24 protein-coding genes and 1 tRNA gene are annotated in these 21240 nt (G+C 64.9%); 14 read left to right on the plus strand and 11 right to left on the minus strand.

Going from position 1 to position 21240, the window contains the following annotated elements:
• The first annotated feature begins 84 nt into the window (after positions 1 to 84).
• The 5 genes from DCM80_RS07710 (at position 85) to DCM80_RS07730 (ending at position 3636) form a co-directional block, all read left to right on the plus strand.
• The gene (locus tag DCM80_RS07710) at positions 85 to 264 is read left to right on the plus strand and encodes a hypothetical protein (protein WP_257196431.1); all 180 of its coding nucleotides are present in this window, start codon (positions 85 to 87) and stop codon (positions 262 to 264) included.
• 494 nt (positions 265 to 758) lie between these two features.
• Positions 759 to 1079 (plus strand): hypothetical protein, encoded by a 321-nt coding sequence (locus DCM80_RS07715; protein ID WP_257196432.1) that lies wholly within the window; start codon positions 759 to 761, stop codon positions 1077 to 1079.
• A gap of 26 nt (positions 1080 to 1105) precedes the next feature.
• Positions 1106 to 1732 (plus strand): hypothetical protein, encoded by a 627-nt coding sequence (locus DCM80_RS07720; protein WP_257196433.1) that lies wholly within the window; start codon positions 1106 to 1108, stop codon positions 1730 to 1732.
• A gap of 217 nt (positions 1733 to 1949) precedes the next feature.
• Positions 1950 to 2135 (plus strand): hypothetical protein, encoded by a 186-nt coding sequence (locus DCM80_RS07725; RefSeq protein ID WP_257175742.1) that lies wholly within the window; start codon positions 1950 to 1952, stop codon positions 2133 to 2135.
• A gap of 214 nt (positions 2136 to 2349) precedes the next feature.
• On the plus strand, positions 2350 to 3636 hold the full coding sequence (locus tag DCM80_RS07730) for an NRAMP family divalent metal transporter (RefSeq protein ID WP_257196434.1): 1287 nt from the start codon (positions 2350 to 2352) through the stop codon (positions 3634 to 3636).
• A gap of 114 nt (positions 3637 to 3750) precedes the next feature.
• Here the strand turns inward: DCM80_RS07730 and DCM80_RS07735 are convergent, their stop codons facing one another.
• Positions 3751 to 4035 (minus strand): hypothetical protein, encoded by a 285-nt coding sequence (locus DCM80_RS07735; protein ID WP_257196435.1) that lies wholly within the window; start codon positions 4033 to 4035, stop codon positions 3751 to 3753.
• A 131-nt stretch (positions 4036 to 4166) separates the two neighbouring features.
• Positions 4167 to 8111 (minus strand): LuxR C-terminal-related transcriptional regulator, encoded by a 3945-nt coding sequence (locus DCM80_RS07740; protein WP_257196436.1) that lies wholly within the window; start codon positions 8109 to 8111, stop codon positions 4167 to 4169.
• Positions 8112 to 8114: 3 nt separating this feature from the next.
• Between DCM80_RS07740 and DCM80_RS07745 the strand changes: the two genes are divergently transcribed.
• Entirely contained in the window at positions 8115 to 8450 is a 336-nt protein-coding gene (locus DCM80_RS07745; RefSeq protein WP_257196437.1) for a nuclear transport factor 2 family protein, read from the plus strand.
• Between the two features lie 52 nt (positions 8451 to 8502).
• Here the strand turns inward: DCM80_RS07745 and DCM80_RS07750 are convergent, their stop codons facing one another.
• Together DCM80_RS07750 and DCM80_RS07755 are read right to left on the minus strand one after the other, a co-directional pair.
• The gene (locus tag DCM80_RS07750; protein ID WP_257196438.1) at positions 8503 to 8625 is read right to left on the minus strand and encodes a hypothetical protein; all 123 of its coding nucleotides are present in this window, start codon (positions 8623 to 8625) and stop codon (positions 8503 to 8505) included.
• Between the two features lie 5 nt (positions 8626 to 8630).
• Positions 8631 to 8864, minus strand: coding sequence for a hypothetical protein (locus DCM80_RS07755; protein WP_257196439.1), 234 nt, complete (start codon positions 8862 to 8864; stop codon positions 8631 to 8633).
• Positions 8865 to 9064: 200 nt separating this feature from the next.
• Here DCM80_RS07755 and DCM80_RS07760 point away from each other — a divergent pair, with 200 nt between their 5' ends.
• On the plus strand, positions 9065 to 9484 hold the full coding sequence (locus DCM80_RS07760) for a hypothetical protein (RefSeq protein WP_257196440.1): 420 nt from the start codon (positions 9065 to 9067) through the stop codon (positions 9482 to 9484).
• Between the two features lie 70 nt (positions 9485 to 9554).
• On the opposite strand, the gene DCM80_RS07765 is transcribed toward DCM80_RS07760, so the two are convergent.
• Entirely contained in the window at positions 9555 to 9893 is a 339-nt protein-coding gene (locus tag DCM80_RS07765) for a hypothetical protein (protein WP_257196441.1), read from the minus strand.
• Positions 9894 to 10371: 478 nt separating this feature from the next.
• Between DCM80_RS07765 and DCM80_RS07770 the strand changes: the two genes are divergently transcribed.
• The 3 genes from DCM80_RS07770 to DCM80_RS07780 are packed head-to-tail and all read left to right on the plus strand — an operon-like array spanning position 10372 to position 12331.
• A complete protein-coding gene (locus tag DCM80_RS07770) occupies positions 10372 to 10776 on the plus strand; it encodes a DUF350 domain-containing protein (RefSeq protein WP_257196442.1) in 405 nt (134 codons plus the stop codon).
• 1 nt (position 10777) lies between these two features.
• The gene (locus DCM80_RS07775; RefSeq protein WP_257196443.1) at positions 10778 to 11167 is read left to right on the plus strand and encodes a hypothetical protein; all 390 of its coding nucleotides are present in this window, start codon (positions 10778 to 10780) and stop codon (positions 11165 to 11167) included.
• Between the two features lie 3 nt (positions 11168 to 11170).
• Complete coding sequence (locus tag DCM80_RS07780; RefSeq protein WP_257196444.1) at positions 11171 to 12331, plus strand: glutathionylspermidine synthase family protein; 1161 nt, start codon at positions 11171 to 11173, stop codon at positions 12329 to 12331.
• Between the two features lie 221 nt (positions 12332 to 12552).
• On the opposite strand, the gene DCM80_RS07785 is transcribed toward DCM80_RS07780, so the two are convergent.
• The 5 genes from DCM80_RS07785 to chpT all read right to left on the minus strand — a co-directional run bounded on the left by DCM80_RS07785 (position 12553) and on the right by chpT (position 17057).
• Positions 12553 to 13425, minus strand: coding sequence for a protein-glutamate O-methyltransferase CheR (locus DCM80_RS07785; RefSeq protein WP_257196445.1), 873 nt, complete (start codon positions 13423 to 13425; stop codon positions 12553 to 12555).
• Positions 13422 to 14612 carry a chemotaxis response regulator protein-glutamate methylesterase gene (locus tag DCM80_RS07790; RefSeq protein ID WP_257196446.1) on the minus strand — a complete coding sequence of 397 codons (1191 nt, stop codon included), beginning with the start codon at positions 14610 to 14612 and terminating at the stop codon, positions 13422 to 13424. Before DCM80_RS07790 ends, DCM80_RS07785 begins: the two co-directional genes overlap by 4 nt.
• A 75-nt stretch (positions 14613 to 14687) precedes the next feature.
• The gene (locus DCM80_RS07795) at positions 14688 to 15053 is read right to left on the minus strand and encodes a PleD family two-component system response regulator (protein ID WP_007600538.1); all 366 of its coding nucleotides are present in this window, start codon (positions 15051 to 15053) and stop codon (positions 14688 to 14690) included.
• A gap of 72 nt (positions 15054 to 15125) precedes the next feature.
• Complete coding sequence (locus tag DCM80_RS07800) at positions 15126 to 16208, minus strand: chemotaxis protein CheW (protein WP_257196447.1); 1083 nt, start codon at positions 16206 to 16208, stop codon at positions 15126 to 15128.
• 195 nt (positions 16209 to 16403) lie between these two features.
• Positions 16404 to 17057, minus strand: coding sequence for a histidine phosphotransferase ChpT (chpT, locus tag DCM80_RS07805; RefSeq protein ID WP_028134580.1), 654 nt, complete (start codon positions 17055 to 17057; stop codon positions 16404 to 16406).
• Positions 17058 to 17259: 202 nt separating this feature from the next.
• Between chpT and cysQ the strand changes: the two genes are divergently transcribed.
• Positions 17260 to 18084: a 3'(2'),5'-bisphosphate nucleotidase CysQ gene (cysQ, locus tag DCM80_RS07810; RefSeq protein WP_257196448.1), complete on the plus strand. Its 825-nt coding sequence runs from the start codon at positions 17260 to 17262 to the stop codon at positions 18082 to 18084.
• On the opposite strand, the gene DCM80_RS07815 is transcribed toward cysQ, so the two are convergent.
• A complete protein-coding gene (locus tag DCM80_RS07815; RefSeq protein ID WP_257196449.1) occupies positions 18078 to 18563 on the minus strand; it encodes a YHS domain-containing (seleno)protein in 486 nt (161 codons plus the stop codon). The genes cysQ and DCM80_RS07815 overlap by 7 nt on opposite strands.
• Before the next feature lie 139 nt (positions 18564 to 18702).
• Here DCM80_RS07815 and DCM80_RS07820 point away from each other — a divergent pair, with 139 nt between their 5' ends.
• The 3 genes from DCM80_RS07820 to DCM80_RS07830 all read left to right on the plus strand — a co-directional run bounded on the left by DCM80_RS07820 (position 18703) and on the right by DCM80_RS07830 (position 20957).
• A complete protein-coding gene (locus tag DCM80_RS07820) occupies positions 18703 to 19308 on the plus strand; it encodes a DUF1134 domain-containing protein (protein WP_028134577.1) in 606 nt (201 codons plus the stop codon).
• Between the two features lie 120 nt (positions 19309 to 19428).
• On the plus strand, positions 19429 to 20721 hold the full coding sequence (locus DCM80_RS07825) for a hypothetical protein (RefSeq protein ID WP_257178139.1): 1293 nt from the start codon (positions 19429 to 19431) through the stop codon (positions 20719 to 20721).
• Positions 20722 to 20882: 161 nt separating this feature from the next.
• Positions 20883 to 20957: transfer RNA gene (locus DCM80_RS07830), tRNA-Val, on the plus strand.
• Positions 20958 to 21240: the final 283 nt, after the last annotated feature.

A 21240-nucleotide genomic window follows, 5' to 3' on the forward strand; every position in this document is an offset into this window, starting at 1 on the left:
AACTTCAAAAATTGCCACTTGTTCCCGGTCGGGACCCGAACCAACGGCCGCGTCCTGCGTTGACGCACGACCCTGGAGGCTTCGATGCTGGATGTAAGACTTGTGACGACGTCGCTGGCGATGCTGATCGCGCTGATGTCCGTGGCGCTGGCCGAGCCGAAGGATCAGGTGCGGCCTGCGGCTGAGGCTCGTCCGATCCGCGTCATCCTGCCGGCACCCTGGGAGCCCGCCACGACGCAGGCCGAGGCTCCGCCGGTGAAGTGAGGCGGCGCTTCTCGCCAATTGCATTCCAGGCTTTTGTACCCACGCTAAGATCGCCTCGCACGTCTGCGGTCTCGAACCCCGGCCCAACTCATCGGTCGCGCTTCGTAGTAACGGTGCGCAGTGCGATGCCATGCTGCCAGGCACGCCCCCTCACCGCCGCCTCGCTCCGGTTGAGCGCAAGCGCAATCTCGTCGGGCCGCCGGCCCGCTTCAGCCATGGCTTTCAACTGCTCGTGCTCATCCGCTGTCCACCTCTTCAACAATGGATAGCGTGATTGCATGGTTGGCGCTGCCTCGCCCGCTGTGAGAGCGAAGACAATCGGTCGCGGGAAGCGAAGTTCCTCCGACCAGCGTGGCAATCGTTGCTCGCGCCCCTCACCTGCGCGACCACGATCGAAGCAAAGACCATGCTGCGGCACTCGCAGCTTCGCACGATAGCAACCAATTCGAATCTCACGTGTTGTCGCCGGCACATTCACCGCCGGAGAACAAACAATGAGACGTCTTACCGCACTCGTGACAACCTTGCTGATGCTCGCAGCCGTGCCCGCAAGCGCGCAGTCGCAGCCCGCGCAAAGCGGGCCCGGCAACAACGCCGTCAACAGCTCGGACCAGAACAACTCGAACAAGCCGGTCGAGGGCCGCAACAGCTTCACCGAGGGACAGGCGAAGTCGCGGATCGAGGGCGCCGGCTATTCCAACGTCTCCGGATTGCACAAGGACGACCAGGGCGTCTGGCGCGGCAAGGCCGACAAGGCCGGCACCAAGACCGACGTCAGCCTGGATTTCCAGGGCAACGTGAACCCCGCCAAGTAAGGCCGACCAAGTAAGGAATCATGCAAATGACAGCCACCATCTCCCGTCTTTACGACTCCTATGCCGACGCCGAGCGCGCGGTGACCCGGCTGGAAGGCGCCGGCGTGCCGCACTCCGACATCAGCATCGTCGCCAACAATTCCGACAATTGGTACGGCTCGCGCTCCGGCAAGGTCGATCGTGACCGCGACGGCGTCGACGATCGGGCCGAGGGCGCCGGCACCGGTGCCGGCATCGGCGCCGGTCTCGGCGGCGCGGCGGGCCTGCTCGCCGGCCTCGGCCTGCTCGCCATCCCCGGCCTCGGGCCGGTCGTGGCGGCAGGATGGCTCGCCTCGACCGCAGTCGGCGCAGCCGCTGGTGCGGCCACGGGCGGAATCGTCGGCGCCCTGACCGAAGCCGGCGTCTCCAAGGAAGAAGCCTCGCGCTATGCCGAGGGCGTTCGCCGCGGCGGCTCGCTGGTGTCAGCGCGGGTGCCCGACCAGGACCGCGCACGGCTCGATGCGCTTCTCAACGAACGAGCCGTGAACCTGCAGGACCGCAGCGCGGCCTGGCAGAAGAGCGGCTGGACAAACTTCGATGCCGCAAGCCCGCCGCTGTCGCCGGAGGACATCGGCCGCGAGCGCGAGCTCTACGGCGCAGGTACGCGCCGATAAGCTCCCATCGAACAAGATACGGCAAAGGCCCCGCAATGCGGGGCCTTTTTGCGTGAGCGCGATCCACCTTTGCCCGGTCGGGACAAACTGGAAATCGCGCCAACTTTAGCCAAATCCGACGCATCGGATTTGGCGGAATGAAAGCTCCTCGCGCCATGCTGAAGCCTGCCGCTCTCTTTGCGCGGGCGCCATCGGACGAGTTTCGGAGAGACCACCCATGTACTACGTCGCCGCTGCATTGCTGGTGCTGTCGGGACTGTTCTATTCGGCGAGCCATCACGAGATCGGCTCGTTCGGCGTCACCATGTGCACCTATGGCAGTGCGTTCTGCGACAACCCGCTGATCGTCTTTTCCGGCGCGGCGCTGGCGGCTGCCTGGGGCATGTTCGTCAGCATCAAGTAGCGCGCCCGCTTCAAGACTCCGCCTGGATGCGAGGACCTCGCCCATGTGGCCGGCGTTCGAGACGTCTTGCGATGATGGCAATCTACACGTGTTTTGCCCGGCGGTCAAGTTGAATTAGCATTTTCAGAAATTGCGGATCGCCCGCCTGGGATGGAACCTATGTTCCATTCCTGGCATTTGCTATGGAAGCACCGCCGATCGAGGTCCCCCTTCCATGAGCGACAGCGCCCTCACCCCGACGAAATCCGCGCCGACGCTTCTGCAACGGCTGGGGCCGGGCCTGGTCACCGGAGCTGCCGACGACGATCCCTCGGGCATCGCCACCTATTCGCAGGCCGGCGCGCAATTCGGCTACGGGCTGTTGTGGACGGTGTTTCTCACCACCCCCTTCATGATCGCGATCCAGCTCGTCAGCGCGCAGATCGGCCGCGTCACCGGCAAGGGGCTTGCCGCCAACGTCATGCAGATCGCGCCGCGCTGGGCGGTGCTGGGCCTCGTCGCCATGCTGGTTGCCGCCAACACCTTCAACATCGCCGCCGACATCGCCGCGATGGCCGAGGCGCTGTCGCTGGTGATCGGCGGGCTCAACCACGAGCACGCGCTGATCTTCGCGGCGGGCTCGACCCTGCTGCAGGTCTTCCTGCCCTATCGCCGCTATTCGCCGGTGCTGAAATTTCTCACCCTGGCGCTGTTCGCCTATGTCGCGACCGCCTTCACCGTGAAGATCCCCTGGAGCACGGCGCTGCTCGCCGCGGTGTGGCCCAAGGCCAATATCAGCGCCGATTATTTCCTCATGGTCGTCGCCGTGCTCGGCACCACGATCAGCCCCTATCTGTTCTTCTGGCAGGCCTCGCAGGAGGTCGAGGAGATGAACCAGGGCACGCGCGACAAGCCGCTGCGCGAGCTCAAGCGCGGCGGCCGTTCCGAGATCGACCGCATCAAGACCGACACCATCTCCGGCATGCTGCTGTCCAACGGCATCGCCTTCTTCATCATTCTGACCACCGCGTCGGTGCTGCACGCCAACGGCATCACCCACATCGATTCGGCGACGCAAGCGGCCGAAGCGCTGCGGCCGCTCGCCGGGGACTTCACCTTCGCATTGTTCGCGCTCGGCATCATCGGCACGGGTCTGCTCGCGATCCCGGTGCTGGCGGGCTCGGCCGCTTACGGCGTTGCGGAGATTTTCGGCTGGCGCGCCACGCTGGAGGCCAAGCCGGACGAAGCGGCCGGCTTCTACACCATCATCGCCGCGGCGACCCTCATCGGCTTCGGCCTCGGCTTCACCGGGATCGACTCCATCCAGATGCTGGTGTGGAGCGCGGTGCTGAACGGCATCGTCGCCGTCCCGATCATGGCGATGATGATGCTGATCGTCTCGAGCCGCGCGATCATGGGCCGCTTTAGGGCAAGGACGTGGCTGATCGCGCTGGGCTGGCTCGGCACCGCGCTGATGGCGCTGGCCGTCCTCGCCTTGCTCGGCTCATCGGTGATCGGCTGACGCGACCGAGGCGCGCGAGACCAAGCTCGCCGCGGTCAATGACGACGGCAAGCTGCGCCCTTCCGCCGAGACGAGCGGCGGGCTTTTGAACTACGATCGCAAGGGCTGACGAGATTACGGCGTCACAGGATTGACGACAGGGGACGTCTTGGGCCCCGGTCGCGTCGGCTCGATCGGCGATTTCGGAGTGGTCGGAAGCACCTTTGCCCCGGCAGCCCGTGCCGCTTCGCCGGTGGTCGCATACATCGCAACATGAGCCGGCTGGGTCTTGGCGCGATTCCAGGGACCGTGGTCGACGATCAGCATGGCCGCAATCGTCACCCCCGCTACGATCAGCGCGATCACGCCGGGATGGCGGAAGGCGGTGGACATCGAGTTGGCGAAACGACCATTTGTCATCATGAATATCCGCGGTTGTCCTCTCGCAGGTTAATTCCAAGGCGCCCTTCCCGGTTCCAGCTTCCATCAGGCAGGTTCCAGGCAAATTACGCGGGTGCCGCCCGCGCCATCACGTTCTTGTCCGCGCAACTTCAGATCAACCAATCATGGGTCGCGGGTCCCGTGCCGTGATGCGGACCGTTCACGCCGTGATGGGCTGCGTGCTCGTCCAGCGCGCCGGCAACGATTTCGGTGATCATCTGGGGGGAGTCTTTCTCACCGGGCGTCACGTGGGCAATACCATGTTCTCTGAGTTCGACGGCCGGGGCGAATGTGGAAGGAGCTGTCTCGCTATCGAAGCGAAACACCAGGTCACGATCCGCGCCGTTGCTTGCCGATCCGGATTTTCCCGGTTGGGCTTCAGGTGCAGGAGATTGTGGAGGCTGGTGTGGGCTTCCGCCCGCGGCGATGTCACCTCTTGCGACGCTCGGCTCGGTCGTGCCTGCGTTCGGTGAGGCCGAAGGCGAATCGTGCGGCGGCTTGCCGTACTCCGAAGCCGTCGGGTCTGCTGTCTTCCCTGCCGGTGATGCCGGGTCGGAGGCGTGGGATGGATACTCATCATGGCTGGCGCCGTGATCCGGTTTGGACTCGGCTTCGGCCATCTCCACGTTCGCAGCGTTGGCAGGCAGAGGCTTACCAGCGTGCGGCGCGTGACCGTGCTCGGCATTCCCGGCATTTGAGTCGCTCTCGCCGGCTTCCGCTACTTTGGCGGAGTGGCCCGAATTGCCGTGGTCGGCGCTGCCGGCCTCTGCCTTTTTCGCTTGCCCTGGCGGATTGGCCGCAGCCTGGGAATGATGCTCCTTGTCATGGCCAACGCCATGGTCCGGCTTGAGCTTGGCCTCGGCTATCTCGACGTCCGTCGCGTTCGCAGGCAGAGGCTTACCAGCGTGCGGCGCGTGACCGTGCTCGGCATTGCCGGCATTTGGGTCGCTCTCGCCGGCATCCGCTACTTTGGCCGAGTGGCCCGAATTGCCGTGGTCGGCGCCGCCGGACTCTGTCTTTTTCGCTTGCCCTGGCGGATTGGCCGCAGCCTGGGAATGATGCTCCTTGTCATGGCCGACGCCATGGTCCGGCTTGGGCTTGGCTTCGGCTATCTCGACGTCCGTCGCGTTCGCAGGCAGAGGCTTACCAGCGTGCGGGGCGTGACCGTGCTCGGCATTGCCGGCATTTGGGTCGCTCTCGCCGGCTTCCGCTACTTTGGCCGAGTGGCCCGACTTGCCGTGGTCGGCGCCGCCGGCCTCTGCCTTTTTCGCTTGTCCTGGCGGATTGTCTGCAGCCTGGGAATGATGCTCCTTGTCATGGCCGACGCCATGGTCCGGCTTGGGCTTGGCTTCGGCCTTCTCCACGTTCGCCGCCTTGACAGGTCCAGACTTCGAATCATGCGACGCGTGACCGTGCTCGGCATTGCCGGCATTGGGGTCGCTCTCGCCTGGGTCCACTGCTTTGCCCGAGTAGCCCGACTTGCCGTGATCGGCGCCGCCGGCCTCTGCCTTTTTCGCTTGCCCTGGCGGACTGTCCGGAGCCTGGGAATGGTGCTCACTGTCGTGGTCGGCGTTACCGGGTTTGGACTCCGTCTCAGCCTCGCCCGCGGCCGCGTTCTTTCCCTGTCCCTGGTTTGAAGCGTGCGCAGAATTGCCATGGCTTGCACTATCAGCCGTCGAGAGGCCAGGCGGGACGATCTCATTCTGCGCGCTCCATGGAGCGCCGCTGTTCGGACTAGCCGGAGCACTCTTTGAACTGAGATTTTCGGTTGCCGGATGCGACGCACCATGAGCGGGCGCGGTTGATGATCCGTAGGACGAGACACCGGAGGCATCGGCACTTCCCTCGGTCGTATCCGCCGAGTCGCGTGCGAAGGTGCCCGACTTGGCAGACGTCCCGGAGCCCGTCCGAAAGTGTGCGAATTGGAAGCTCAAGCCGTCATCGGCCGAAGCGCTCCAAACGTGGGCTGTGCCGGGCGAACTCTCGCTCGCGTGGTCCCGGCTCTCACTCGGATCAGTCTCATCGATGTTGGCCGCCGATATCAGCGCCTGTTCGAGCTGCTCCAGGGTGACGGCGACAGCTGCGCCATCTGTGGGATGAACGACATCCGCATCTGCGACGGATACAATTCCCTGAAGATGAACTTCCAGCAGCGCGCGATCCCCGACATCAAGCACACGATCAGTCGGATTCACGTAGACGATCGTTTGATTGGTTGCGGGATCGTAGATCCAGGCAAGGGTATGTGGCGGGATCGATTTGACCGCGGCCGTCAAATGCAGACAAGCGAGCGCCCCGAAAGCCGCAAGATTGATCCTGTTCGGTCCTGAGGCGGAATCCAGGATGGAATCGGAAGAGCCGGATTTGGTATCGACCGCATCGCGATGAACGACGTTCTCGACTTTGCCATCCGGCAATTGATCGAGCCCATCTCCGCCGGAAGCGGAAGCAGGACCAAGATCCAACACGCCGTCAATTTTCTGGCCGCTGTCGCTCGCGGCATCCGGGCCGACCCGCCCTCGAACGTCCTGCTGCGGGACGTCAATGCTTCCGGTCGCAAAGCCGGCAGCCCGGCCAAAATCGTGCGCAAGGATATCCGAAGTTGAGTTCGCTGGGTGCAAGCTCGCTGGATGCAAGCTCGCTGGCTGATTGGCGTCGACATGCGTGATCGCGGCGAGCTTGGTCGTCGCGGTCTCGCCAACGCCGTCCAGGAGGCTGTCGATCGATGTGTGATCCAACTCATGTGACTGCGCGGCGAGATGGGGATCGCTCATGGCGTAGATCAACGCGCCGGCAACAGCGGCGAAGGTGCCATAGCCTCCGGGGATCGGCGTCGGTTGGAAAGCAAGCCGCGGAAGGTGATCTTCCACCCGAAGGACACCTCCGCTTGAAGCGTCGTGGGATTCCCGCGGCAAAAGCGCATCAAGGCTCGGCGTGTTCGATCCAGCAGCGCCGCCCTGCTTTAACGCGTTCAAGCCAGGGACTTGTGAGCCAAGCAGCTGCTCCGCCACGCGCAGCGCTTCCATTGCCGCGCTCGGGTTCGCGGCCTGGCTTGCCTTGGCCAGCAAGTCCCTCTCGGTGAGCGCGGTCGCTTCGCCGGATGTCGAGATGATGAGATGCGCGAGGATGGCTTTTTTCCAGACCTCAAAGCCGGCGTGCTCGTCGCTCCGACCGGGGCCATCGTCATGCGCAAAATTGTCCTCGGCTTCCGACGCCTTGAGTTCGTCCGCAATCGCGAATGCCAGAAAGGCCAGTGCGAGCGCGCTGAAGCCGGAGGTGCGTTGCAACCATGAGATGGTCGCAAGCACCGTTCTGTTGGTGATCTCCAGCTTTTGGAAGATATTGTGCAAGTGGACCTTGACTGTCCCCTGGGAAACGTCGAGCCGACGCGCGATCTCCTTGTTCGACATCCCTTCCGCGACCAGTCGGACAATCTGACGTTCCCGGCTCGTCAATCGCTCCAGCATTTTTTCGAGCTTGCCGCCGCCGTCATCGTCCTGCCCGGTGGGCACGAGATCGGTCTGTTCCAGCGACACGCCGCTCTTCGCCATCAGCCGCAGCGATCGCAGCATGGCGCCGGGAGCGGCATATTTCGAGATTGCGCTGCAGGCGCCCGCGGCAATCGCTGCGGTCAGATCGTGGTCGGCATCGGATTCGGTAAAGAACACCAGGCGCGTGGAGAGCTTCTCGGCTTTCACGACCGTAAGAATGTCGGATGCCGTAAGGTCCGGCAGGGTGTCGGCAATGAGCGCGACGTCGGGCGACAGATTCCGGATCGCCTCGAGGCAGCTTGCCCCGTCGCTTGCGGACGCGACAACATCGAAGTCCTGCTGCGTCCCGAGGACCGACCTCAGTCCCTGCAGGACGATTGGTTGCCGATCAACCAGCACAAGCCGGATGGGTTTGAGGATCCCCTGCTTGGCGGACGCATCCAACATCGACTTTGCCTCGGCCCGGTCCTCTATGTCCTTCGGCATATGGCCGTGGCCGGGTGGGATAATAAAATACAAGCAATCGATTTGGTTCCCCCTGGCTTGAATCAGTTTGGACGGCACCCAGTGACAAATATCTCCTTTGACCCCATGGCCGTTGCGGTCGACTGGCTTGACGCCTATCGCGCCGGCGACATCGATGCGATCCTGGACCTTCATGCCGACGATGCCGTGGTGCACTGCGGCTGCAGCGGCGTCCAGACCGTCACCGGCCGCGAAGCACTTCGCGCCTATTGGATCGAGCACCTCCGAAAATATCCAGCGGACACGTTGGACGATCTCAATCCTTCGGACCGGGGAACCGTGATCTCCTACCTCACCAGTGCGGGCGTCATGAGCGCGGTTCTGGCGTTTGACACCTCCGGCAGGATCAAGGTCCTGGACTGCAGTCCCCTGCCCTAGACCCTGGAGTCCTTCGGGGCGATCCGGGCCGGCATCCGGGGTGTCTCCGCAGCTAGCTGCCGAAGATGATGCGCAAGGCGATCACGATGACCGCCGAGATGAGAAACGAAATCGCCAGCAGCGTCCAACTCGGCCTTGTGCTTCCGCGGGCTACGCGCGCGACGAGCATCTTCATGCTCGTCAACATTCGTCGCTGGGAAGCCGGGACAGGTAGGCTATCCCGAAGCCGACGAGCTCTTCGTCATCGCTCTCGCGCTCTTCCCTTCTCCTGAGCAAATGGCGTTCCAGCAGGCATCGCCGACTGTCGCATGCGTCGACGTCGGGATGCCGCGCCCGGTACACTGTCCAGGCCGTTTCGGCGGCGTTCTTCAAGACGTCGTCCACGATGCTTGCTCTCCAGAACAGCGGATCCATCGCTGCCAACTCAAGGCACCTGCTGATGTTTCCAATTTTTCCCGATATCTTTGGTCGAACGGACGACATCGCGCGGGACGGTTTTGGACTCTCATGCAGCGAATTGGCTCTTGGCGGGGACGATCTTTCACTTGGCAACCATTACCTATTTTTCCCGTTATCTCCGGGGCGGAAGTCATGCGATGTGAAAGGGTATCTCGATGAACAAAATCGCAATGTCGGCGCTGATGGCCGGCGCTCTTGGTTTGAGCTCGATCGCTGCGACGTCTCCAGCTGAAGCCCACTGGCGAGGCTGGGGACCGGGACTTGCCGGCGGCCTTGTCGCAGGTGCCGTGATCGGCGGACTTGCCTCCTCGGCATATGGATGGGGCCCCGGCCATGGCTACTACGACGGCTACGGTCCGGGCTATTACGGTGCCGGCTATTATGGCGGCCCTTACGCCTACGATTATGCGTACGATGCACCGTATCGTTGGGGCGGCGGATACACCACGACCACCTACTACACCCAGCCCGTTTCCTACGGTTATCGCTATCGCCGCGTCGTGCGCCCCGCCTACGCCTATTACCCCCGATCATATCCCGTCGTGCGGCATCGTTGGCACCATCACCACCGCTAAGGGCTGCGCGTCGTCCCGAACGGCCGCGCTCCCAATGAGCGCGGCCTTTTTCGATGAGGCGCGCGTCTTGCTAGGTTCGCGGCGCCGGCTGCGGCGGCGCAGCAGGTTGCTGTGAAGGTGCGGCGGGCGGCTTGGGCGGCTCCGCCGTCGTGACAGAATCTCCCCCGCCATGAGGTACACAGGTCCCGACGTTGCTCAGCAATCTTTTCGCCTCGAGTTCGCGGGCTTTCCTGTAATCGCTACGCCGGTCGATTCTTGCCGCAGCCACGCGGTCCCAGGCCTCGAACGCGTCAGAGTAATGCTGTCGCATTTGCGCCTCGGCGGACAGGCAGTCGCTGAACTTGTCGAACACGAGATCGGTATTGACGGGCGCGACGCCACCGACGAGGACCACAAGCATCCATTTCATGGTGTCCGCCTACGTTCGCGCCTGCACACCGGAATGGTGATGCGTCGGCAAAGCTCCGGGCTGCGTCGCCGCCGGTCTGAAAAAAAGGGGCCCCAGCTCGCGGGGATATTGGGGGGCATTGGAGCTGGGGCCATCGGGGTCACCCTTGGGGCTGTCTCTTATACACATCTCGTGGCTCAATACGAGGAGAAAGTATTGGAAACCAAACACCGCATTCTGCGCCGGCTGGCTCGTCAGCTCGGTCAGCAAATCATTCCCTATCCAGCCACCGGCGCCTAATCGGTGTTCATGGAGAGGAGACCGCGAAAGCGGTCGTCTCGAAGGACGAGGCGCGCGCTCAGGTCTCGCAAGCGCCATGCGATAGCCCTGCCCGCAAGCGGGAGAGGTGCACTACCCTCGCGGCGACAGCTTCATCTCTTAACGTTTGAACCGCTATCCTTCCCCGGCCGACGAATGGTCGCTGCACGATGGGGGAACGATGATCCTGCAATCACTGGCCGGCCTGCCCGCCTTCCTGGTCTATTTCTGCACCGGGCTGATCGCGGTCGTGGCCTATCTGTTCGTCTACACCCGCATCACCGCGCACAACGAATTCCAGCTCATTCGCGACAATCAGCCGGCCGCGGCGATCGCGCTCGGCCTCAGCCTGCTCGGCTTCGTGGCACCACTGGTCAGCGCCATCGCGCATTCGGCCAACGTGCTGGACTGCCTGATCTGGGCGACGATCGCGCTGATCGTGCAGGTCATCGTGTTCTATCTCGTCAGGGTGCCGGTGCCGAACCTGTCCGAGCGGATCGATGCCGGCGAACTTGCGCCCGCGATCTGGCTCGGCCTGGCCTCGCTTGCGGCCGGCCTCCTCAACGCTGCCAGCATGATCTATTGAGATGGCGGACAGATCCTCCAAGAAGGAATTCGGCAAGCGCCGGCCGGTGGCCGAGAAACCGCCTCCGCGTCCGCCGGTGAAGCGCTCCGGCCATGTCGCCCTGCTGGTGATGGGCACGATCGCTGTCGGCACCACCGCCTACACCTTGATGCCGCGGCAAAACTGCGAGCCGACCCCTGGCGCCGTGCCGGGGCAGACCACCACGACATGCAGTAGTAGCAGCAGCGGCAGCTCTTCGGGCAGCAGCTCGCGCTGGTCGTCGCGATCGAGCTTGTTCAGCAGCGATTCGTCGAGCCATTCATCGTCGGCAACCTCATCCGATTCCGGCCACAGCAGCGTGAGCCGCGGCGGCTTCGGCTCGTTCGGCCACGGCTTCTCCGGCGGCGGCTGATCCATGCAGCGCATCACTTGCCTCGAGCGCGACGACTGGCGAGAGACCGCGGCGCAATGCGGCTTCGTCTTCCACACCATCGACGGCGAACGCTATTGGGACGAGCGTGCCTATTACGGCTTCACGCTCGACGAGATCGAGCGCGGCATCGAAACGCCGACCGGCGAGATCGAGGCGATGTGCCTCGAGCTTGCCGGCCGCGTCATCGGCGACGAGCGCCATCTGCAGCGTTTGCAGATACCGGAAGCGTTCTGGAACTTGATTGCCGAAAGCTGGCGGCGCGACGATCACAGCCTCTATGGCCGTCTCGATCTGAAGTACGACGGCAAGTCGCCGGCCAAGCTGCTCGAATACAACGCGGATACGCCGACTTCGCTGTTCGAGGCTGCCGTCTTCCAATGGACCTGGCTCGAGCAGGCGATCGAACGCCGCATCGTCCCGGTTCGCGCCGATCAGTTCAACTCGATCCATGAACGGCTGATTGCGGCGTGGAAGGAGATTGCAGCAGGCCAGCATCTCCATCTCACCGGCACCACCGACAACGCCGAGGATGCCGGCACGCTCGCTTATCTCGAGGACACCGCGCGTCAGGCCGGGCTGTCGACTACCCTGCTCGACATCGAGCAAGTCGGCTGGCGCGACGAGGGCGGCGGCTTCGTCGATCTCGACGAGACCGACATCGCGCTCGCCTTCAAGCTGTATCCCTGGGAGTGGATGTTCCACGACGCCTTCGGCGCCAAGCTCAGGGGCGCGCCGACGCGCTGGATCGAGCCGCCATGGAAAGCCGTGCTCTCCAACAAGGGCATCTTGCCGCTGCTGTGGGAGATGTTTCCGAACCATCCCAACCTGCTGCCGGCGTTCTTCGAGGATGATCCGCGCGCTGCCGAGCTCGGCACGTCCTATGTGCGCAAGCCGCTGCTGTCGCGCGAAGGCGCCAACGTCACGCTGGTGTCCGGCGGGATGCCGCTCGACGAGCAGGCGGGCCCCTACGGCGCCGAAGGTTTCGTGCGCCAGGCGCTGTCACCGCTGCCGAACTTCTCGGGCTTCTATCCGGTGGTGGGAAGCTGGCTGGTGAATCACGAGCCGTGCGGATTGTCGATCCGGGAGGACGAGAGCCCGATCACGGGCAACCGCTCGCGGTTTCTGCCGCATGCGATTTTGTGAGTCGCGTTCTTTCCCTCTCCCCTTGTGGAAGAGGGTGGCTCGCCGCGAAGCGGCGAGACGGGTGAGGGGTCTCTATCCTCGCACACATCTCGCAATGGAGTTTGCTGAAGCAACCCCTCATCCGGCGCCATAGCCGAAGCTCCGCTTCGGCGTTCTTAAGGACGGCGGCCGAAGGCCGCCTATGCCACCTTCTCCCACAAGGGGAAGAAGGAAGAAAGAACTCACTTCGCCGCGGCGAGCTTCAGCGGCTGCGGCATCAATCCGCCCATCGGGCGGCCGGAGCGGGCGGGATTGAGCTGGTAGAGACCGCGACGGTCCGCGATGGGGCGGAACGCGTCGGTGATGCCGACGACGGATTCGGCGGCCCCCAGCAGCAGCGTGCCGTCGGCCTCCAGGGCCTTCGCCATCCGCTCGAAGATCACGGCCTTGGTGTCCTGGTCGAAATAGATCAGCACGTTGCGGCAGAAGATCACGTCGAACGTGCCGAGATGAGAGAAGTCCTGCAGCAGATTGAGCTGGCGGAACTGCACCATGGCGCGAATGTCGGCATTGAGCTGCCAGAGCTCGCCGGTCTGCTTGAAATATTTGACCAGCATCTGGATCGGCAGGCCGCGCTGCACCTCGAACTGGCTGTAGATTCCGGCCTTCGACTTCTCCAGCACCTCCTGCGACAGGTCGGTGGCGACGATCTCGATGCGCCAGCCGGCGAGAGCCGCGCCCATCTCCTTCACGCACATCGCGATCGAATAGGGCTCCTGCCCGGTCGAGGACGCCGCCGACCAGATGCGCAAGGATTTGCGCGCCGCGCGCGCCTGGATCAGGCCCGGCAGGATGGTGTCGCGTAAGTGATCGAACGGAATCTTGTCGCGGTAGAAGAAAGTCTCGTTGGTGGTCATGGCTTCGACCACGTCGGTCGCAAGCCGGCCGTCGCCGTTCCTGATCTTCAGCACCAGATCGGGAATGCCGGGAAGGCTCGCTTTGCGCGCCAGCGGCAACAGCCGGCTCTCGACCAGATATTGCTTGTCCGGCGACAGGTCGAGGCCGGAGCGCTCTTTCAGGAACTTGCGCAGATAGTCGTAATCGGTGGGTGTCACGAGCGGTCTCCCGCGAACAGGCGGTTGACCTTGGCGCCGATCTGGTTGAGCGGCAGGATGGCCGCGCAGATGCCGGCATTGGCCGCCGCGCCCGGCATGCCCCAGACCACGCTGGAGGCTTCGTCCTGCGCGATGACGCTGCCGCCGGCGGCAACGATGTCCTTGCCGCCGCGCATGCCGTCCGAGCCCATGCCCGTCAAGATCACGGAGAGAATGTTGCCGTGCCAGATGTCGATGGCGGAGATGAAGAGCGGGTCGACCGCGGGCTTGCAGAAATTGACCGCGGGACCGTCGTCGAGCGCGATCACGGTGTCCGCGCCGTTGCGTGCGACGCGCATGTGCTTGCCACCGGGCGCAAGATAGATCCGTCCCGGCTTCACCGGCTCGCCGTCGACCGCCTCGGCTGCCGGCCGGCGGCTCGAACGCGCCAGATGCTCGGCGAGGATGGTCGTGAAGGTCGGCGGCATGTGCTGGGTGATCAACACCGGAAAGCGGTCGATCACCGGGCCGAGCTCCGTGACGAGCGCCATCAGCGCCTGCGGACCGCCGGTCGAGGAGCCGATCAGCAGCACCTTGGGAGCCTGATTGGAGAACGGGCGAAGCGCCAGCGATCCCGACGGCGCGGCCGGCACGGTCGCAGCGGGCGCGGCGGGCCGCGCAACGGGACCGCGCGGGGCCGGAGCCGGGCTCGCGGGCGCCAGCGGCGGGCTCGCGACTGCGGACTTGCGCCGCAGCCGCGCGCCGAGATGACGGATCTTCTGGATCAGGTCGTGATGAAAGATATCCGCGGCCGACGCCTCGCGGGTCGATTCCGGCTTCGGAATGTAATCGGCCGCACCGAGCGACAACGCCTTGAAGCTGATTTCCGCGTTGCGGCGGGTCAGCGTCGAGGCCATGATGATGACCAGATCGCGCTTCTTCGCCAGCAGCCTCGGCAGCGCCGAAATGCCGTCGAGCTCGGGCATTTCGATGTCGAGTACCGCGACGTCAGGGTTGATGCGTTCGATCTGGTTGACCGCCTCGAGCCCGGTCCGCAGCGAGGCTGCGACCTCCATGTCGTGCTCGGCGCCGACCCAGCGCGAGATCAGACCGCGGATGACGACGGAATCGTCGACGATCATCACCCGCAGCGGCCCTGCTTCGCGCGACGCCGTCGTGCCCGAATTCCCTGCGAACGCAACACTCATTACTCACCAACTCAGACTGAAAGGGTACGGTTGAAAACGGGCGCCGAAGAATCCGGTCGGCCACCGGCGGATCGCTCAGATAAGGCCGACTTCCTGGAATTTCGCCGTGACGATATCCTTGTCGAACGGCTTCATGATGTATTCGTTGGCGCCGGCATGCAGCGCGCGCGCGATATGCGCGACGTCGTTCTCGGTGGTGCAGAACACCACCTTGGGCTGGTCGCCGCCGGGCATCCGCCTGAGATGGCCGAGAAACTCGTAACCGTCCATCACCGGCATGTTCCAGTCGAGCAGCACCGCGTCGGGCAAGCCGCGCTTGCAGGCTTCCAGTGCCTTCTCACCGTCCTCGGCTTCGAGGATCTGGAAGTCGAGGCCCTCCAGGATGCGGCGCGCAACCTTGCGGATGACGCTGGAATCATCAACGACGAGACAAGTGCGCATGTGAACCTCTGCTTCCTCCCCCCGTTGGGGGGCACTTCCAATTGCAGGTCCGCCGGCGGTGAGGCCGCGGTATCAGGCCGCCATCATCTCGGGCGCGAGCTCGAGGACGCGATCGACGTCGAGGACGACCATGAGCTGTCCGTCGAGGCGGTGGACGCCGCCGGCGAGCTTGGCCATGCGGGGATCGAGGTTGACGGGGTTCTCTTCCATGCCGGCTTCGGGCAGGCGCAGCACCTCGCCGATCTGGTCGATCAGCAGGCCGTAGGATTCGCCGCGCAGGTCGACGCCGACCGCCATCGGCACCTTGCCGTCCTCGGGCTGCGGCAGGCCGAGACGGGCGCGCATGTCGACCACGGTGACGATGCGGCCGCGCAGATTGAGCAACTGGTTGGCGATGGACGCGCCCTCGCCGGCGCCCTCGTCGGCCATCGACTTCTTCGGCGCGGCCTTCTCCCTGGCGGGTTTTGCGTCCTTGGCGGCCGGCGCTTCGGGAGCGGGCTCGGCCTTCACCTCGGGCTTCACTTCGGCCTTGGCCACCGGCGCAGGCACCGGCGCTTCGATCGCGGTCTCGCGGAAGGCGCGCTCCAGCTCGTCGAGCGAGACCTCGCCGGGACGGAGCGGACGCTCCAGGGTCTGGTCGATCAGCGTGCCGGTCGCCATCTCCTTGGCGGGCGCAGCGACCGGGGCTTCCGGCACCAGCGGCGGGGCGTCGGCGACGGGAGCCGCCGCGATTGCACCTGCTGCCGGCATCGGCTGCGCCGACGCTGACATCGCCGCCATGCCCTGCTCGACCATCGCTTCCAGCTTGTCGATGAGGTCGCGGTCGTTACCCTCGGGCTCGGCCTCGGTGGCTTCGAGCCCTGCGAGGATCTCCTTGATGCGGTCGATCGAGGACAGGATCACCGTCACGGCCTCGGCCGTCACCGGCATGCCGTCGCGGAATTTGCCCATCAGGGTCTCGCCGGCATGAGCCAGCGCTTCCAGCCGCGGCAGGCCGAGGAAGCCGCAAGTGCCCTTGATGGTGTGGACCAGGCGGAAGATGTTATCCAGGATCTTGGCGTTGTTCGGCTCCTGCTCGAACTTCACCAATTGATTGTCCACGGTGTCCAGGCTCTCGCTGGTCTCCGTCAGAAACTCCCGCAACAGATCATCCATGAAAAAGGCCTTCATACAGGAAGGGCGCGCACGAGGTGTGATGCGCCATTTCGGAATGATGCCAGCTTCACCGCAAAGCGTTTAATATTGGTTGAGTATGTGCAAAAGAACGGAACCAACAAAGAGATAAGGCGCTCCGGACAAGCCGAAGCGCCTCGTAAAGATTTGCTTAAGAGGCCGGACGCGACGCGACGTTTACGAAGCGGTAACGGTGATGGCTTCGCCTTCCGGCGCGAGCTTCACGGTGAGCCCGCAGGCCTGCGCCAGCAGCCGCGTATAATAAGGCTGGATCGCGTGCGCATCGGCGGCCGGCCCGCGCTCGCCGCTCAGCAGCTCGGAGATGTTCTGCGGCAGGCGCGCGTTGTGACCGGTCGCGGTAATGCGAAAGCTCATCGTCTCGCCCTCGCCGATCGGGTCGATCGTCAGCATGCCGCCGCGCGGGATCGTGTGCTGGGCGACGACCAGCATGTTGAGCAGCAGCTTGACGCGGTTCTTCGGCAGGAGGAGCCGCGGCAGATTCCATGTGATCGAGCACTTGCCGTCCTCGATGTGGCCTTTCGCCATGGTCTGGGCATCGCCGAGATCGATCTGCGCGCCGGAGGAGCCGGCCGCGCCGAAGGCAAGACGGCAGAACTGGAGCCGGGCCGAGGCGGTCTTGGCGCTCTTGCGGATCAGGTCGAGCGCGAACTCGCGGTCTTCGGGCTTGGGATCGTCGTCGAGCACCTCGAGGCCGTTGACGATGGCGCCGACGGGGCTGATGAGATCGTGGCAGACCCGCGAGCACAGCAGCGCGGCGAGTTCGAGCATATCGGGAGCAGTAGCGGTCGCGGGCGACGAGGCGTCAGACATATAAAGGGGTCCTGGAGGGTTCCTGGAATTGCACGGCGCTGGACGCCGCGAATCACGCATGCTTGACGGATGCTGCGGGTTCTAACATTCGCCAGCCCGCGGCAGCTAGCTTGCGATCGGGTCGAGGCGGACATAAGCCCGATCAATCGATCGGGCCGAATCAGTCCAGAAGGAACGAATTGCCGATGATTGAGGCATCCAGGTGAAGCGGATCATCGACGGCGCGGCCGCCTCCGGGCTGATGGAGCCGCTGACGGCGCTGGTCGTGAAGGCGGGCGAGGCGATCCTGTCGGTCAACCGCGCGGCGATGCAGGTCGAGGGCAAGCAGGATGGCTCGCCCGTGACCGAGGCCGACCTCGCCGCCGACCGCATCATTGCCGAGGGCCTGGCCCAGCTCGCAGACGACGTCCCGACGCTCTCGGAAGAGCGGGCCCAGCTCGCCTCGCCGCCGTTTGACGCCAGCTTCTTCCTGATCGATCCGCTCGACGGCACCAAGGAGTTCGTCGCCGGTCGTGACGAGTTCACCGTCAACCTCGCCCTGGTGACGTCAGGCGTGCCGCTGCTCGGCATCGTCAGCGCGCCCGCGCTCGGCGTGCTCTGGCGGGGCATCGTCGGCCGCGGCGCCGAGCGCGTAAGGTTTGACGGCGCGACCATCGGCGCGGCCGAGCCGATCCACACCCGCAAGCTGCCGGCGCGAGGCGAGCCCTGGATCGCAGCGGTGAGCCGCTCGCATGGCGATCCCAGGAGCGAGGCCTTCATCGATGGCAGGCCCAACGCCGTGCGCAAGACCTGCGGCTCGGCCGTGAAATTCGGCCGGATCGCGGAAGGCAGCGCCGACATCTATCCCCGCTTCGGGCCCACCTGTGAATGGGACGTCGGGGCCGGTGCTGCGGTCGTGACCGCGGCCGGCGGCAGGGTGACCGACGGCCAAGGCGGCGAGCTGCGCTTCGGTGCGCGGCAGGCGAACGGCTTCATCATCCCGGAATTCGTCGCCTGGGGCGATCCGCATGCGGTAAGCCGCTACTGACCGAGCTGTTCCAGAAGCGCCGGCCAGCGCTTGCCGACCTCATAGAGGAACCGTTCCGGATTGGCGGCGAAGGCGTCACGATTGGCTTCCCGGCTGAACAAATACAGCCGCTGCGCCGCGATCGCGAAGAAACGGGGATTGCCGGCGATGGTGACGCCGCGGGCGATATCGGCGGGATCGTAGCCGCCGAATTGCGGTCCATAGATTTCGGGATGGGCCAGGAAGGAGGCGCGGTTGCCCTCGTTGCGGAAGCGCCAGACCGCGCCCCACAGGTTCGCCTCGAACTCCGCCGTGCCCTGCACCGCCTGGCCATCGACGAAATAGGCGACGGGGTCGAAGCCTTCGATGGCGACGCCGGTGAAACGGTTGACGACGACCCGCTCGGTGGTGGCGGCCTCGGCCGGCAAGCCGGAGCCGGCGGTCCATATGCCCGACAGCAGGCAGACCAGGAGCCCGATCAAGGCGATTCCGGGGCGCAAAGGGCTATCTTCCTGCCGTTGTGCCGTCATAGTTGCTACGGATAACATCCGAGTCGAGGGGACATCCGGCGCAACCTAGAGCCATGCCTGTTGGCGTCAGGTTAAGGAAGCGACCGGATTCGGTACCAGGGGTTCTTTCATGACTTTCGCATCACGCCTTGCTGCGCTCGCGCTTGCCGCGATGGTCGGCTGGATCGTGCCGGCTTCGGCCCAGACGGCGCCGCCGCCGGACCTGCCGCCGCCGCAGCGGACCCCGACGCCCAGCACCTACGGACCGGACGAGCTCGTCACGGCCGGCCACCGCTTCTTCGGCAACGTCTCGCGCGGGCTCGCCTCGATCATCGAGAAGGCGGTCAGCCAATGGGGCCTGCCCAACGGCTACATCCTGGGTGAGGAAGGTTCCGGCGCCTTCGTCGCCGGCCTGCGCTACGGCGAAGGCACGCTCTACACCAAGAATGCCGGGGATCTGCGCGTCTACTGGCAGGGCCCCTCGCTCGGCTTCGACTGGGGCGGCGACGGCGCGCGCACCATGACGCTGGTCTACAACCTGCCCGCCACCAACGCGATCTACCAGCGCTTCGCCGGCCTCGACGGCTCGGCCTATATCATCGGCGGCTTCGGCATGACGGCGCTCACCGCCAACAACATCGTGCTGGTGCCGATCCGCTCGGGCTTGGGCTTACGGCTGGGCGCCAATATCGGCTATCTCAAATACACCCCGCGGGCGACCTGGAACCCGTTCTAGGTCCTTCTGCTCCCATCCGGTTACGGATCAAGGTTAACGACAGGCCGGGGCTGGCTTTCCGCCGGCGCCCCATGGCATGGTCGTTGGTGAATTTTTCCTTAAGCTTGGGAGTTCTGCCCCATGGTCGAACCGATCATGTACCTGGCGATCGGTTTCCTGCTGTCGATGCTGTGCGGGCTCGCCATCGTGCCGCTGGTGCATAACCGCGCCGTGCGCCTGACCACGCGCCGGCTGGAGGCCGCCACGCCGCTGTCGATGGCGGAGATCCAGGCCGACAAGGACCAGCTCCGCGCCGAATTCGCCATGTCGGCGCGGCGGCTCGAGATGAGCGTCGACCAGCTCAAGAACAAGACCACGAGCCAGCTCGCCGAGCTCGGCAAGAAGAGCGACGCCATCAACCGCATGAAGATCGAGCTCGGCGAGAAGAACGCCACGATCTTCGCGCTCGAGGCGCGCGAGAAAGCGGTGAAGGAGCAGCTCCGCGCGACCGAAGAGGAATTCAACACCAAGACCGCAGCCTTGCGCGAAGCCGAGATCGCGCTGGCCGACAAGCAGGCCGAGCTCGCCAGGATCAACTCTGAACTCTCCGATCGCTCGATGATGGCGGAGAGCCGCCAGGTCGAACTGCTCGCCGTGCGCGCGCAGATCGAGGAATTGAAGAACCGCGTCGGCGACGCCGAGAAGGAATTTGCCGCCACCCAGGCGCGCCTCGCGCAGGAGCGCACCGAATCCGAGACCGCCTCGCGCGAGCTCGGCGAGGCGCGTGGCCGGGTCGAGAATCTCAGCCAGCGCGTCACCGAGCTCGATCGCCAGCTGCTGTTGCAGGTCAAGGAAGCCGAGATGCTGTCCGGCCGCGTCACCGATCTCGAAGGCCGCCTCGCCACGCAGGGCAAGTTGCTCGCCGAGCGCGAATACGAGAACAACCAGCTGCGCCAGGCCAATGAAGCGGCCGAGCGCACCATCAAGGACCTGCGCGTCGACATCGCCGGCTTGAGCAGCGCGAAGTCGTCGGCCGCCGTCGAGACCCTGCGCGCGGAAAAGACCGCGCTCGAGGCGCAGCTCCGCACCGCGCGCGAGGAGCGCGCCAAGCTGCAGCGCGACGTCAACGCGATCCAGCAGCAGGCGGAGAGCTCCTGGGCGACCGAGCGCATGGAGAACGCGCTGTTGCGCGAGCGCATCAACGACATCGCCGCCGAGGTGGCCAAGCTCGCGATGCAGCTCGAAGGCCCGAACTCGCCGATCGAGGCGCTGCTGGCGGCCGAAGCCGGCCAGCCGCCGAAGCCGGCGCCGCGCCCGGCCAACGACGCCGCGACCAATGGCGCGCCGAGCCTGCCGGAAGGCGGCGGAACGCTGGCCGAGCGGATCCGGGCGCTGCAGGCCCACGCCTCCCGCGCCCGCCAGCAGGGCGCGTAAGCGGCCCGAATCGCGCCTCCGCGCGGCGCATCCGGTGACCGGGGCGAGGTTTTCCGACCTCGCGGCACCTGGAAACTTGACACCTCAAGCCCGCACTTCTAAATCGCGGGCTCCGATGCGCCGGCCGGCCGACAAGGTCCGGCCGCCTGCATGATGGTCCCGGGCGCATAGCTCAGCGGGAGAGCGTTCCCTTCACACGGGAGAGGTCCAAGGTTCGATCCCTTGTGCGCCCACCACGCTTCGCCAAGAGGCTTCGCGTGGCGCAGCCACGTCCAATCATGGCGAAGCGGGTCCGAGCGTAGCTCGAAACGTTTAGACGGACTGGGGCGCTTGCTCCCGCTCCGGCAAAATCGCGAAAACAACCCCATGCACAGTAGCCGGCCTCAGTTGGATCAAGGGGTTACGGCTTTCCCGAATCCACCTCTTTGCCATGGGGCAAAACAAGCGCATACTAGTGATCAACCCCACCTAAAACATGCGGCTTACGTGTGAAGAGTTTTGCAGCCGGCAATGGTCTAA

Source organism: Bradyrhizobium sp. WBOS08 (assembly GCF_024585125.1).
Taxonomy (GTDB): Bacteria; Pseudomonadota; Alphaproteobacteria; order Rhizobiales; family Xanthobacteraceae; genus Bradyrhizobium; species Bradyrhizobium japonicum_B.